The organism is Streptomyces sp. CA-179760, from assembly GCF_050937045.1.
In the GTDB taxonomy this organism is placed as follows: Bacteria; Actinomycetota; Actinomycetes; order Streptomycetales; family Streptomycetaceae; genus Streptomyces.
This window is the reverse complement of sequence record NZ_JBNJLZ010000001.1, coordinates 3,870,606-3,884,016: the sequence shown is the minus strand read 5'-3', so window position 1 is coordinate 3,884,016 and position 13,411 is coordinate 3,870,606. Positions and strand designations below refer to the sequence as shown.

Below are 13,411 nucleotides of genomic sequence, written 5' to 3'. Positions count from 1 at the left end.
TTCTGATAAAGTCGGAACCGCCGGAAAGGGAAACGCGGAAGCGGGAACCTGGAAAGCACCGAGGAAATCGGATCGGAAAGATCTGATAGAGTCGGAAACGCAAGACCGAAGGGAAGCGCCCGGAGGAAAGCCCGAGAGGGTGAGTACAAAGGAAGCAACCGTTCCTTGAGAACTCAACAGCGTGCCAAAAGTCAACGCCAGATATGTTGATACCCCGTCTCCAGCATTCGCTGGGACGAGGTTCCTTTGAAAAAACACAGCGAGGACGCTGTGAACGGTCGGGCCTATTCCGCCTGACTGTTCCGCTCTCGTGCTGTGGCACCGGATTACCGGTACACATTCACGGAGAGTTTGATCCTGGCTCAGGACGAACGCTGGCGGCGTGCTTAACACATGCAAGTCGAACGATGAAGCCCTTCGGGGTGGATTAGTGGCGAACGGGTGAGTAACACGTGGGCAATCTGCCCTTCACTCTGGGACAAGCCCTGGAAACGGGGTCTAATACCGGATAACACTTCCACTCTCCTGAGTGGAGGTTAAAAGCTCCGGCGGTGAAGGATGAGCCCGCGGCCTATCAGCTTGTTGGTGAGGTAATGGCTCACCAAGGCGACGACGGGTAGCCGGCCTGAGAGGGCGACCGGCCACACTGGGACTGAGACACGGCCCAGACTCCTACGGGAGGCAGCAGTGGGGAATATTGCACAATGGGCGAAAGCCTGATGCAGCGACGCCGCGTGAGGGATGACGGCCTTCGGGTTGTAAACCTCTTTCAGCAGGGAAGAAGCGAAAGTGACGGTACCTGCAGAAGAAGCGCCGGCTAACTACGTGCCAGCAGCCGCGGTAATACGTAGGGCGCGAGCGTTGTCCGGAATTATTGGGCGTAAAGAGCTCGTAGGCGGCTTGTCACGTCGGTTGTGAAAGCCCGGGGCTTAACCCCGGGTCTGCAGTCGATACGGGCAGGCTAGAGTTCGGTAGGGGAGATCGGAATTCCTGGTGTAGCGGTGAAATGCGCAGATATCAGGAGGAACACCGGTGGCGAAGGCGGATCTCTGGGCCGATACTGACGCTGAGGAGCGAAAGCGTGGGGAGCGAACAGGATTAGATACCCTGGTAGTCCACGCCGTAAACGGTGGGCACTAGGTGTGGGCAACATTCCACGTTGTCCGTGCCGCAGCTAACGCATTAAGTGCCCCGCCTGGGGAGTACGGCCGCAAGGCTAAAACTCAAAGGAATTGACGGGGGCCCGCACAAGCGGCGGAGCATGTGGCTTAATTCGACGCAACGCGAAGAACCTTACCAAGGCTTGACATACACCGGAAACGTCTGGAGACAGGCGCCCCCTTGTGGTCGGTGTACAGGTGGTGCATGGCTGTCGTCAGCTCGTGTCGTGAGATGTTGGGTTAAGTCCCGCAACGAGCGCAACCCTTGTCCCGTGTTGCCAGCAAGCCCCTTCGGGGGTGTTGGGGACTCACGGGAGACCGCCGGGGTCAACTCGGAGGAAGGTGGGGACGACGTCAAGTCATCATGCCCCTTATGTCTTGGGCTGCACACGTGCTACAATGGCCGGTACAATGAGCTGCGATACCGCGAGGTGGAGCGAATCTCAAAAAGCCGGTCTCAGTTCGGATTGGGGTCTGCAACTCGACCCCATGAAGTCGGAGTCGCTAGTAATCGCAGATCAGCATTGCTGCGGTGAATACGTTCCCGGGCCTTGTACACACCGCCCGTCACGTCACGAAAGTCGGTAACACCCGAAGCCGGTGGCCCAACCCCTTGTGGGAGGGAGCTGTCGAAGGTGGGACTGGCGATTGGGACGAAGTCGTAACAAGGTAGCCGTACCGGAAGGTGCGGCTGGATCACCTCCTTTCTAAGGAGCACTTCTTACCGATCCCCTCCGGGGTGAGGTCAGAGGCCAGTACATCAGCGAATGTCTGATGCTGGTTGCTCATGGGTGGAACGTTGACTATTCGGCACACTTGATCGTCTTCTCCTTCTAGTACTGCTCTTTGAGTGTGGAACGTTGAGGGGAGCGGGGAGTGTGTCGGGCACGCTGTTGGGTGTCTGAGGGAACGAATTTTTCCTCAGTCGCCGGCCCCAGTGCACTCACCTGGTAAGGGTGGGGTGATGGGTGGCTGGTCGTTGTTTGAGAACTGCACAGTGGACGCGAGCATCTGTGGCCAAGTTTTTAAGGGCGCACGGTGGATGCCTTGGCACCAGGAACCGATGAAGGACGTGGGAGGCCACGATAGTCCCCGGGGAGTCGTCAACCAGGCTTTGATCCGGGGGTTTCCGAATGGGGAAACCCGGCAGTCGTCATGGGCTGTCACCCTTGCCTGAACACATAGGGCAAGTGGAGGGAACGCGGGGAAGTGAAACATCTCAGTACCCGCAGGAAGAGAAAACAACCGTGATTCCGGGAGTAGTGGCGAGCGAAACCGGATGAGGCCAAACCGTATGCGTGTGAGACCCGGCAGGGGTTGCGTATACGGGGTTGTGGGATCTCTCTTTTACGGTCTGCCGGCCGTGAGACGAGTCAGAAACCGTTGATGTAGGCGAAGGACATGCGAAAGGTCCGGCGTAGAGGGTAAGACCCCCGTAGTCGAAACGTCAACGGCTCGTTTGAGAGACACCCAAGTAGCACGGGGCCCGAGAAATCCCGTGTGAATCTGGCGGGACCACCCGCTAAGCCTAAATATTCCCTGGTGACCGATAGCGGATAGTACCGTGAGGGAATGGTGAAAAGTACCGCGGGAGCGGAGTGAAATAGTACCTGAAACCGTGTGCCTACAAGCCGTGGGAGCGTCGGATGGAAGCTTGCTTCCATCTCGTGACTGCGTGCCTTTTGAAGAATGAGCCTGCGAGTTTGCGGTGTGTTGCGAGGTTAACCCGGGTGGGGAAGCCGTAGCGAAAGCGAGTCCGAACAGGGCGTTTCAGTAGCACGCTCAAGACCCGAAGCGGAGTGATCTAGCCATGGGCAGGTTGAAGCGGAGGTAAGACTTCGTGGAGGACCGAACCCACCAGGGTTGAAAACCTGGGGGATGACCTGTGGTTAGGGGTGAAAGGCCAATCAAACTCCGTGATAGCTGGTTCTCCCCGAAATGCATTTAGGTGCAGCGTCGTGTGTTTCTTGCCGGAGGTAGAGCACTGGATAGGCGATGGGCCCTACCGGGTTACTGACCTTAGCCAAACTCCGAATGCCGGTAAGTGAGAGCGCGGCAGTGAGACTGTGGGGGATAAGCTCCATGGTCGAGAGGGAAACAGCCCAGAGCATCGACTAAGGCCCCTAAGCGTACGCTAAGTGGGAAAGGATGTGGAGTCGCAGAGACAACCAGGAGGTTGGCTTAGAAGCAGCCACCCTTGAAAGAGTGCGTAATAGCTCACTGGTCTAGTGATTCCGCGCCGACAATGTAGCGGGGCTCAAGCGTACCGCCGAAGTCGTGTCATTGCGATATATACCCCCAACGGGGATCGTGATGGGTAGGGGAGCGTCGTCTGCCGGGTGAAGCAGCCGCGTAAGCGAGTTGTGGACGGTTGACGAGTGAGAATGCAGGCATGAGTAGCGATTCACACGTGAGAAACGTGTGCGCCGATTGACTAAGGGTTCCTGGGTCAAGCTGATCTGCCCAGGGTAAGTCGGGACCTAAGGCGAGGCCGACAGGCGTAGTCGATGGATAACCGGTTGATATTCCGGTACCCGCTGTGAAGCGTCAAACATCGAGCATCGTGATGCTAAGGCCGTGAAGCCGTTCCGGACCCTTCGGGGAAAGGAAAGTGGTGGAGCCGCCGAACCAAGCGGTTAGTAGGTGAGTGATGGGGTGACGCAGGAAGGTAGTCCATCCCGGGCGGTGGTTGTCCCGGGGTAAGGGTGTAGGCCGTGGTCTAGGTAAATCCGGATCACTTGTGGCTGAGACCTGATGCCGAGCCGATTGTGGTGAAGTGGATGATCCTATGCTGTCGAGAAAAGCCTCTAGCGAGTTTCATGGCGGCCCGTACCCTAAACCGACTCAGGTGGTCAGGTAGAGAATACCGAGGCGTTCGGGTGAACTATGGTTAAGGAACTCGGCAAAATGCCCCCGTAACTTCGGGAGAAGGGGGGCCACGTCCGGTGATCCGATTTACTCGGTGAGCTGGGGGTGGCCGCAGAGACCAGCGAGAAGCGACTGTTTACTAAAAACACAGGTCCGTGCGAAGCCGTAAGGCGATGTATACGGACTGACGCCTGCCCGGTGCTGGAACGTTAAGGGGACCGGTTAGTCAAGATTCGTCTTGGCGAAGCTGAGAACTTAAGCGCCAGTAAACGGCGGTGGTAACTATAACCATCCTAAGGTAGCGAAATTCCTTGTCGGGTAAGTTCCGACCTGCACGAATGGCGTAACGACTTCTCGACTGTCTCAACCATAGGCCCGGTGAAATTGCACTACGAGTAAAGATGCTCGTTTCGCGCAGCAGGACGGAAAGACCCCGGGACCTTTACTACAGTTTGATATTGGTGTTCGGTTCGGCTTGTGTAGGATAGCTGGGAGACTTTGAAACTCGCACGCCAGTGTGGGTGGAGTCGTCGTTGAAATACCAGTCTGGTCGTGCTGGATGTCTAACCTGGGTCCGTGATCCGGATCAGGGACAGTGTCTGATGGGTAGTTTAACTGGGGCGGTTGCCTCCTAAAGAGTAACGGAGGCGCCCAAAGGTTCCCTCAGCCTGGTTGGCAATCAGGTGTTGAGTGTAAGTGCACAAGGGAGCTTGACTGTGAGACCGACGGGTCGAGCAGGGACGAAAGTCGGGACTAGTGATCCGGCGGTGGCTTGTGGAAGCGCCGTCGCTCAACGGATAAAAGGTACCCCGGGGATAACAGGCTGATCTTCCCCAAGAGTCCATATCGACGGGATGGTTTGGCACCTCGATGTCGGCTCGTCGCATCCTGGGGCTGGAGTCGGTCCCAAGGGTTGGGCTGTTCGCCCATTAAAGCGGTACGCGAGCTGGGTTTAGAACGTCGTGAGACAGTTCGGTCCCTATCCGCTGTGCGCGTAGGAATATTGAGAAGGGCTGTCCCTAGTACGAGAGGACCGGGACGGACGAACCTCTGGTGTGCCAGTTGTTCTGCCAAGGGCATGGCTGGTTGGCTACGTTCGGGAGGGATAACCGCTGAAAGCATCTAAGCGGGAAGCCTGCTTCGAGATGAGTATTCCCACCTCCTTGAGAGGGTAAGGCTCCCAGTAGACGACTGGGTTGATAGGCCGGATATGGAAGCACGGTAACGTGTGGAGTTGACCGGTACTAATAGGCCGAGGGCTTGTCCTCAGTTGCTCGCGTCCACTGTGTTGGTTCTGAAACCACGAACAGCCCCATGCCAGGTGATGGTGTGGTGCGGCAGTTCAACAGTTTCATAGTGTTTCGGTGGTTTTAGCGTTAGGGAAACGCCCGGTTACATTCCGAACCCGGAAGCTAAGCCTTTCAGCGCCGATGGTACTGCAGGGGGGACCCTGTGGGAGAGTAGGACGCCGCCGAACAATTTTTATAGGAAACCCCCGTATCTTCGGATACGGGGGTTTTCTGCGTTTCAGGGCCCTCACGGGCCCTGAATGTCAAAGGCGTCCGGCTGCCTTCAATGCCAAGTACGTATCCGCCAGTGCCGGCGCGAGGTCGTCCGGGGGCGCGTCCACGACCGTGACGCCGTGACGACGGAGTTGTTCTGCCGTGCGGTGGCGTTCGGACTGTGCCTGGGCTGCTGCTGCGGCCTCGTAGACGGCGTCGGTGCTTCCGCGCGCTTTGGCCATTTCGGTGATGTGCGGGTCGGCCACCGATGCCAGTAGGACCGTGTGGCGCTGGGTGAGCTGCGACAGGACCGGGAGCAGGCCTTCTTCGATGGGGGCCGTGTCCAGGGTGGTGAGCAGGACGATCAGGGAGCGGCGGGGGGACGTACGGAGGGCGGTGGCAGTGAGGCCTCGGGAGTCCGTTTCGACGATCTCTGGCTCGAGTGTGGCCATCGCGTTGACCAGGGATGGGAGGACGTCGCCTGCGGTTCGGCCCTGGACGAGGGCGCGGACCCTGCGGTCGTAGGCGAGAAGGTCGACGCGGTCGCCGGCTCGGGATGCGAGAGCCCCGAGCAGGAGGGCCGCGTCCATGGAGGCGTCGAGGCGGGGTGCGTCGCCCACGCGGCCGGCCGAGGTGCGGCCGGTGTCCAGGACAAGGAGGATGTGGCGGTCGCGTTCGGGGCGCCAGGTGCGTACGGCGACTGCGGACTGGCGGGCTGTGGCGCGCCAGTCGATGGAGCGGGTGTCGTCGCCTGGGACGTACTCGCGGAGGCTGTCGAATTCGGTTCCCTCGCCGCGGGTGAGCACGCTGGTGCGACCGTCCAGTTCGCGGAGGCGGGCCAGTTTTGAGGGCAGGTGCTTGCGGCTGGTGAACGGGGGCAGGACGCGAACCGTCCAAGGGACCTTGTGGGTGCCCTGGCGGGCGAAGAGGCCGAGGGGGCCGTACGAACGGATGGTGACCCGGTCGGCTTGGCGGTCGCCCCGGCGGGTGGGGCGGAGGCGGGTCGTCACGCGTCGGCGTTCGCCTGCGGGGACGGTGAGGCGGTGGCGGGAGGCCGTCGTTTCCGTGCCCTGCTGCCAGCTGCTGGGGGGCCAGGCGTCGCGCAGCTGGGCGCGGAGGGGGCGGTGGAACGGGTTGGTGATCGTGAGAGTCACGTCCGCGGTGTCTCCCAGGCGTACCGAGGTGTCGCCGGAGCGGGTCAGGCCCAGGCGTCGTACGGGGGCGGCGAGTGCGAAGTCGCAGGCGCAGGCCAGGGCCAGGGGGGCGTTGACCGCCAGGATGCCCGTCCAGCCGGGTTCCCAGATGCCGACGGGGACGGAGCCCAGGGCCGCGAGGAGGGCGGCGCGTCCGGTGAGTGCCATCAGCGGGGGACGGGGACGTGGGTGAGGATCGCGTTGATGACGGAGTCGGCCGTCACGCCTTCCATTTCGGCCTCCGGGCGGAGTTGTACGCGGTGGCGGAGGGTGGGGAGGGCCAGGGCCTTCACGTCGTCCGGGATGACGTAGTCGCGGCCAGTGAGCCAGGCCCAGGCGCGGGCGGTGGCCAAGAGGGCCGTGGCGCCTCGGGGGGAGACGCCGAGAGTGAGGGACGGTGACTCGCGGGTGGCGCGGCAGATGTCGACGACGTAGCCGGTGATCTCGGGGGAAATCGCCGTCTTGGCGACTGCCGCGCGGGCTGCCTCCAGGTCGGCGGGGCCCGCGACGGGGCGTACGCCGGCGGCGTGGAGGTCGCGTGGGTTGAAGCCCTCGGCGTGGCGGGTGAGGACGTCGATCTCGTCCTGGCGGGAGGGGAGGGGGATGGTGAGTTTGAGGAGGAAGCGGTCCAGCTGGGCTTCCGGGAGGGGGTAGGTGCCTTCGTATTCGACCGGGTTCTGGGTCGCTGCGACCAGGAACGGGTCGGGGAGGAGGCGGGGGGTGCCGTCGACCGTGACCTGGCGTTCCTCCATGGCTTCCAGGAGGGACGACTGGGTTTTGGGGGGCGTGCGGTTGATCTCGTCGGCGAGGAGGAGGTTGGTGAAGACCGGGCCGGGCTGGAAGGAGAACTCGGCGGAGCGGGTGTCGTAGACCAGGGAGCCCGTCACGTCGCTCGGCATGAGGTCGGGGGTGAACTGGACGCGCTTGGTGTCGAGTTCGAGGGCCGAGGCGAGGGCGCGGACCAGGAGGGTCTTGGCGACGCCGGGGACGCCTTCGAGGAGGACGTGGCCGCGGCAGAGCAGGGCGACGACGAGGCCGGTCACGGCGGGGTCCTGGCCGACCACGGCCTTGGCGATCTCGGCGCGCAGGGCCTCCAGGGCGGCTCGGGCGGTGCCCGGGTCCCCGGTCTGCCCGGCGTTGTCAGTGGTCGGGTCCATCATGGACGGCGTACCTCTCTTTCGAGGGCGTCGAGTCGGTCGGCGAGTGCGATGAGTGCTGCGTCGGTGCTGGGCGCTGGGCCGAAGAGGAGGGTGTGCAGGTCCTGGCCGTCGCCGTGGAGGTAGGCGGGCAGGGCGGGGAGCAGGGCCTCGGGCGTGTGCGCCTGGGTGACGGGGACGCCGGTGAGGGGGGCGAGGCGGGTGCGGGTCGTGGAGCGAAGAGCGTTTGCCGCGCGGTCGCGAGCGTCGGCCTTGCGGTAGAGGCGGGCGCGGCCTTCGGCGGTTTCGGAGGCGCGGATCGCGACGGGGAGGTTTTCGGGCACGAGGGGGCCTAGCCGGCGTGCCCGCCAGAGGGCGGCCAGGGCTGCGGCGATGAAGAGTTGCAGTGTGCCCCAGAGCCAGCCCGAGGGGAGCAGGTCGAAGAAGCCGCGTTCGTCGTCGGTGCCGGTGGCCGACGTGTCGGAGAGCGAGGGGAGGTACCAGACCAGATGGGTTCGGGAGCCGAGGAGTTGGAGGGCGAGCGAGGCGTTGCCCTGCTGGTCGAGGCGGTCGTTGAGGAGGATGTCGGGTGCGCCGAGGGCGACGGTGTCGCCGTTTCCGGTCGTGTCCGGGATGCGCAGCAGGGTGGCCAGGCGCTCGCTGGGGTAGCACTGGTCGGCGTCGAGGTGGGTGGTGGTGTAGCGGACGCCGCCCGTGTCGGCGGTGCCGGCGCGCTGGGCGACGGGCAGGTCGCAGTCGGGGGCGAGCGTCGAGTCGAGGCTCGTGGCGGGGTCGGCGGTGACGCCGGGGGCGAGCCGTTCGACGGAGGCGCTGCCGGAGGCGACCAGGACGGTGCGGCCGCCGGAGTCGGCGAAAGAGTCGTGCAGGCGGGACTGCTGACTTCGGGTCAGGAGGTCGGGGGTGGCGACCAGGAGGGTCGTGTCCGGGCCGGAGGCGGCGGCTGCCTCGTCCAGGGTGGTCACCACGCGGGTGTCCACGCCACGGTCGGCGAGGAGTTCGGCGACGGCACGGCTGCCGCCCGGGTCGGCGGAGCGCGGGTCGAGTTCGCCGTGCCGGGCGTCGGAGCGGATCACGGCGATGGCGATGGCTGCCACGACGAGCAGTACGAGGGCGAGCGCGATGCCGCGCGTGCGGGTCCACACCTGGCGGGCGGTGGGCGAGGCCGAGGTGGACGGGAGCGTGGCCTCGGTGGTCATTCGGCGGCTCCCTGGTGGGTGCGGGGGCCGTGCTGTGGGCGCTGCTGGTAGCGAGCTGGGGCTTGGTGCGTTCCAGGTCGCGGTCGAGTTCGGCGATGCGGTGGTACGACTGCTCGGTCGCCGAGCGGCCGCCGTACGTCACGTCGTCGAAGTCCCGGGCGGCGGCGCGCAGTCGGTCGGTGTGGGCGGGCAGGGCCCGGCCGGCTTCGGCGGCTGCCTCGTCGGCGGTGCGGCCGGGGCGGACGTCGAGGAGTGCGCGTTCCTCCAGGGCACGGACGAGGGCCCGCGTGCGTTCCTGGACGGCCTGGTTCCAGTGGCCCTGGGCGGCGTGTGCCTCGGCGGCGGCGCGGTGGTCGGCGGCGCTGCGGGGGCGGTCGTCGAACAGGGCGGCGGACGAGGTGGGCCTGCGGCGCGGGGTGCCCAGGCGCCACCACAGGGCGCCCAGGACCGCGAGGACCGCCAGGATGATGACGACCAGGCCGAGTGCGCCGCCGGGTGTCGCGGACGAGGCGGCGTTGAACAGTTTGCCGAGCCAGTCCCAGAAGGCGTCGAGGGCGCGCTGGAACAGGCTGGGGTCGTTCTCGTGGTACATCCGCTTGGACAGCTCGCGTCGGGCCGCCTCACGCGCGGGGTCGCGTGGGGTGGTGAGGGGCGGCTCGTCGGTGGAGCGCGCCGCCGACAGTACGGAGGTGTCGGCGGCGTGCAGCAGTGTTCGTATGGCGGTGCGTGGTAGTGCTGTTGTGAGAGGTTCCCCCGCCCAGCTCACCGCATCAGCTCCCCGGGGTGGCGCCGGGGACGTTGGGGCCGTAGCCCTGGACGCCTGCGGCGCGGGCCAGTTCGAGGTCGAGGGCCTCGCGGCGGATGCGCTGGTCGATGTAGAGGAGCACGGTGACACCGGCGGTGATCGGGAAGGTGATCATGGAGCCGATCACCGCGCCGATGCCGCTGACGATGAGGAATGTCCAGCCGAGACCGGCGCCGCCGCTGTTGAGCCAGCCGGTGATGCCGTCGCCGCTGAGGGCTGCGGCGAGGAAGGTGAACGGGATGACGATGATCGAGGCGACGACGTTCGCGATGATCGTGGCGAGCAACTGGATGCCGAAGATCCGCCACCAGGTGCCCTGGACCAGCTTCGCGGAGCGGCTCATGGCCTTCTTGATGCCCTGCTTCTCCAGCATCAGGGCGGGCGAGGCCAGGGAGAAGCGGATCATCAGCCAGAGGGCGACGATGCCGGCGCCGATGACGCCCAGGACGGTGAGGGCGACGCCTGGCCCGGTGCCCCCGGAGGCGGTGATGAGAATGCCGGGCAGGGTTCCCATGGTGACGATGCCGGCGGTGATGAGCAGCAACAGGCAGATGAGGCCGAACAGTTTGACGACCTGAGGGCGGGCGTCCCGCCAGGCCTCGCCGATGGTCACCGGCTTGCCGAGTACGGCGCGGCTGGTGACGGTGGTGAGCAGCGCGGTCGCGATGACAGTGCCGACCAGGGAGATCACGAAGACGACGCTGGAGTTGAGCAGGGCGTCGCTCATGGCGCGGCTCAGCTCGCTGAGGGTGGCGCTCGGGTCGTTGAGGGCATCGGTGCTGGAGTTGTCCAGGACGAGGCCCTGGAACAGGACGACGATGATCTCGGTGAGGACCGCGACGGTCAGGGAGATGCCGAGGACCGTGCGCCAGTAGGTGCGCATGGTGGAGACGGCGCCGTCGAGGATCTCGCCCACGCCGAGGGGGCGGAGCGGGATGATGCCGGGTTTGGCGGCGGGCGGGGGGCCGCCCCAGCCGCCGTAGGCGCCGGGGTTGCCGTATCCGCCGGGGCCTACGGGGCCGTATCCGCCAGGGCCGTGGCCGCCGGGAGGCTGGGTGCCCCAGCCCGGGCCGGGGGGTGGGGGCGGGGGAGCCTGGCCGGGGACGGTCGGGCCGCTGGGGGCGGACCACTGGGCGGGGGCGGCTGGTCCTTGGACCACTGCGGGCCGGGGCCCTGCAGGGCCTGGCCGGACTGGCCCGCTTGGCCGGACTGGCCCGCTTGGCCGGGCTGGTCCGCGGGCTGTGCTGGGCCGGGGCGGTCGGCGGGCTCGGCAGCGCCGGACGGGTCCGGCTGCTGTCCGTCGGACGGGGCGGATCCGGGCGAGGCCCAGCCCGGAGTGTCGTTCATCGTCGCTCCTTCACGGTGCCCGACCGCGGTCGCGGCGGCAGGTTGGCAGCCATCGTGCCATGGGGTGGTCTTGGAATGACCGGCCGCGGTATGGGCTGCGTACCTTCAATTGTCCGCTCCATAGGGGGCAGACTGACCGCATGGCTGATCAGTACGCGTACAGCGGCGATGACAAGCGGCCGACCGAGATTCCCGCGATCCGTTGGGAGGAGCCACCGGAAGGACCCGTTCTGGTCCTTCTCGACCAGACGAGGCTGCCGGCCGAGGAGGTCGAACTGGTCTGTACGGACGCGTCCACGCTGGTGGAGGCGATCCGCTCGCTCGCCGTGCGCGGGGCGCCGTTGCTCGGTATCGCGGGGGCGTACGGTGTCGCGCTCGCCGCCGTGCGGGGCTTCGACGTGGACGAGGCCGCCGCCGCGCTGGCGAGTGCCCGGCCGACCGCGGTGAACCTATCGCTCGGTGTGCGCCGGGCGCACTCGGCCCATGAGGCGGCGCTCGCCAAGGGCGGTGATGTCAGGCAGGCGGCCTCGGCTGCACTGGCCGCGGCGCGGCAGTTGCACCGGGAGGACGCCGAGGCCAGTACGCGGATGGCCGAGCACGGGCTGACGCTGCTGGACGAGCTGCTGCCCGGTGGCGGGCACCGGGTCCTCACCCACTGCAACACCGGTTCGCTGGTGTCGGGCGGGGAGGGGACGGCGTTCGCGGTGGCGCTCGCGGCGCATCGGGCGGGCCGGCTGCGGCGGCTGTGGGTGGACGAGACGCGTCCGTTGCTGCAGGGTGCCCGCCTGACGGCGTACGAGGCTGCGCGCGGCGGGATGGCGTACACGCTGCTCACCGACAATGCGGCGGGGTCGTTGTTCGCCGCCGGGGAGGTGGACGCGGTGCTGATCGGGGCGGACCGCATCACGGCGGACGGCTCGGTCGCGAACAAGGTGGGGAGCTATCCGCTGGCGGTGCTGGCGCGGTACCACCATGTGCCGTTCATCGTGGTGGCGCCGGTGACGACAGTGGATCTGGACACCGCGGAAGGGGCGTCCATCGAGGTCGAGCAGCGTCCCGGTCACGAGGTGACCGAGCTGGTGGCGCCGCATGTGCCGGTGGCCGGTGTGGCGGAGGCGGGGGGTGGCATTCCCGTGGCGCCGCTGGGGACGCAGGCCTACAACCCGGCGTTCGACGTGACTCCGGCCGAGCTGGTGACGGCGATCGTCACGGAGGAGGGTGTGGTGTCGCCGGTGACGGCTGAGGCGCTCGCCGAGGTGTGTGCGCGGTCGCGCAGGGTGGCGACGGGCTGAGTCGGACAGCTGCCGGGGTGTGTGCGGGGCGGGGCGGCTCCAGCCGTCTCGTCCCTTGGCTGTGGGCCGGGGGCCCGGTCAGCGGGCGTCGTCGAGTTCGATAACGGGTGGGCGAGGGCAGACAGTGGCGCTTGCTGCGACTATGGTCACTGGCCGGTGACCTACCTCACCACTGCCTTCGCCACTGTTATGAGAATGGGATGATGTCGTTTATGAAGGGACGAGTCCTTGTCGTCGACGACGACACCGCACTGGCCGAGATGCTCGGCATCGTGCTGCGTGGTGAGGGTTTTGAGCCGTCTTTCGTGGCTGACGGTGACAAGGCGCTGGCCGCTTTCCGTGAGGCCAAGCCCGATCTGGTGCTGCTGGATCTGATGCTGCCCGGCCGGGACGGCATCGAGGTGGCCCGCCTGATCAGGGCGGAGTCCGGGGTGCCGATCGTGATGCTCACGGCCAAGAGCGACACGGTCGACGTCGTCGTGGGCCTGGAGTCCGGCGCCGACGACTACATCGTGAAGCCGTTCAAGCCGAAGGAGCTGGTTGCCCGGATCCGGGCGCGGCTGCGGAGGTCGGAGGAGCCCGCTCCGGAGCAGCTCGCCATCGGTGACCTCGTCATCGATGTGGCCGGGCACTCCGTGAAGCGGGACGGGCAGTCGATCGCGCTGACGCCGCTGGAGTTCGACCTGCTGGTCGCGCTCGCGCGCAAGCCGTGGCAGGTGTTCACGCGCGAGGTGCTGCTGGAGCAGGTGTGGGGCTACCGGCACGCGGCGGACACGCGGCTGGTCAACGTGCATGTGCAGCGGCTGCGCTCCAAGGTCGAGAAGGACCCGGAGAAGCCGGAGATCGTGGTGACCGTCCGTGGCGTCGGGTACAAGGCAGGACCGAGCTGAC

At 65.9% G+C, this 13,411-nt stretch carries 6 protein-coding genes, 3 rRNA genes and 1 pseudogene; 6 read left to right on the top strand and 4 right to left on the bottom strand.

Annotated elements, in window-relative coordinates; genetic code table 11:
* Positions 1–339 precede the first annotated feature (339 nt).
* The 3 genes from ACQEV8_RS17240 (at position 340) to rrf (ending at position 5,505) form a co-directional block, all read left to right on the top strand.
* Positions 340–1,867: ribosomal RNA gene (locus tag ACQEV8_RS17240) — 16S ribosomal RNA — on the top strand.
* Positions 1,868–2,175: 308 nt separating this feature from the next.
* Positions 2,176–5,296 (top strand): 23S ribosomal RNA (locus tag ACQEV8_RS17235).
* A gap of 92 nt (positions 5,297–5,388) precedes the next feature.
* Positions 5,389–5,505, top strand: a 5S ribosomal RNA gene (gene rrf / locus ACQEV8_RS17230).
* Together the 16S, 23S and 5S rRNA genes form the textbook arrangement of a ribosomal RNA operon.
* A 75-nt stretch (positions 5,506–5,580) precedes the next feature.
* Here rrf and ACQEV8_RS17225 read toward each other — a convergent pair.
* From ACQEV8_RS17225 to ACQEV8_RS17215, 3 genes are read right to left on the bottom strand one after another with little or no spacing between them, the layout of a single operon-like run.
* On the bottom strand, positions 5,581–6,891 hold the full coding sequence (locus ACQEV8_RS17225; RefSeq protein ID WP_432961082.1) for a DUF58 domain-containing protein: 1,311 nt from the start codon (positions 6,889–6,891) through the stop codon (positions 5,581–5,583).
* The gene (locus ACQEV8_RS17220; protein WP_432972745.1) at positions 6,891–7,880 is read right to left on the bottom strand and encodes an AAA family ATPase; all 990 of its coding nucleotides are present in this window, start codon (positions 7,878–7,880) and stop codon (positions 6,891–6,893) included. Before ACQEV8_RS17220 ends, ACQEV8_RS17225 begins: the two co-directional genes overlap by 1 nt.
* A complete protein-coding gene (locus ACQEV8_RS17215) occupies positions 7,880–9,076 on the bottom strand; it encodes a DUF4350 domain-containing protein (protein ID WP_432961080.1) in 1,197 nt (398 codons plus the stop codon). Before ACQEV8_RS17215 ends, ACQEV8_RS17220 begins: the two co-directional genes overlap by 1 nt.
* Before the next feature lie 34 nt (positions 9,077–9,110).
* Between ACQEV8_RS17215 and ACQEV8_RS17210 the strand changes: the two genes are divergently transcribed.
* Positions 9,111–9,809, top strand: coding sequence for a hypothetical protein (locus ACQEV8_RS17210; protein WP_432961078.1), 699 nt, complete (start codon positions 9,111–9,113; stop codon positions 9,807–9,809).
* A 37-nt stretch (positions 9,810–9,846) separates the two neighbouring features.
* On the opposite strand, the pseudogene ACQEV8_RS17205 reads toward ACQEV8_RS17210, so the two are convergent.
* Positions 9,847–11,228, bottom strand: a pseudogene (locus tag ACQEV8_RS17205) (glycerophosphoryl diester phosphodiesterase membrane domain-containing protein).
* A gap of 140 nt (positions 11,229–11,368) precedes the next feature.
* Between ACQEV8_RS17205 and mtnA the strand changes: the two are divergent.
* Positions 11,369–12,520, top strand: a complete 1,152-nt coding sequence (gene mtnA / locus ACQEV8_RS17200; RefSeq protein ID WP_432961076.1) for an S-methyl-5-thioribose-1-phosphate isomerase — start codon at positions 11,369–11,371, stop codon at positions 12,518–12,520.
* A gap of 200 nt (positions 12,521–12,720) precedes the next feature.
* Entirely contained in the window at positions 12,721–13,410 is a 690-nt protein-coding gene (gene mtrA / locus ACQEV8_RS17195) for a two-component system response regulator MtrA (protein WP_432961074.1), read from the top strand.
* Position 13,411: the final 1 nt, after the last annotated feature.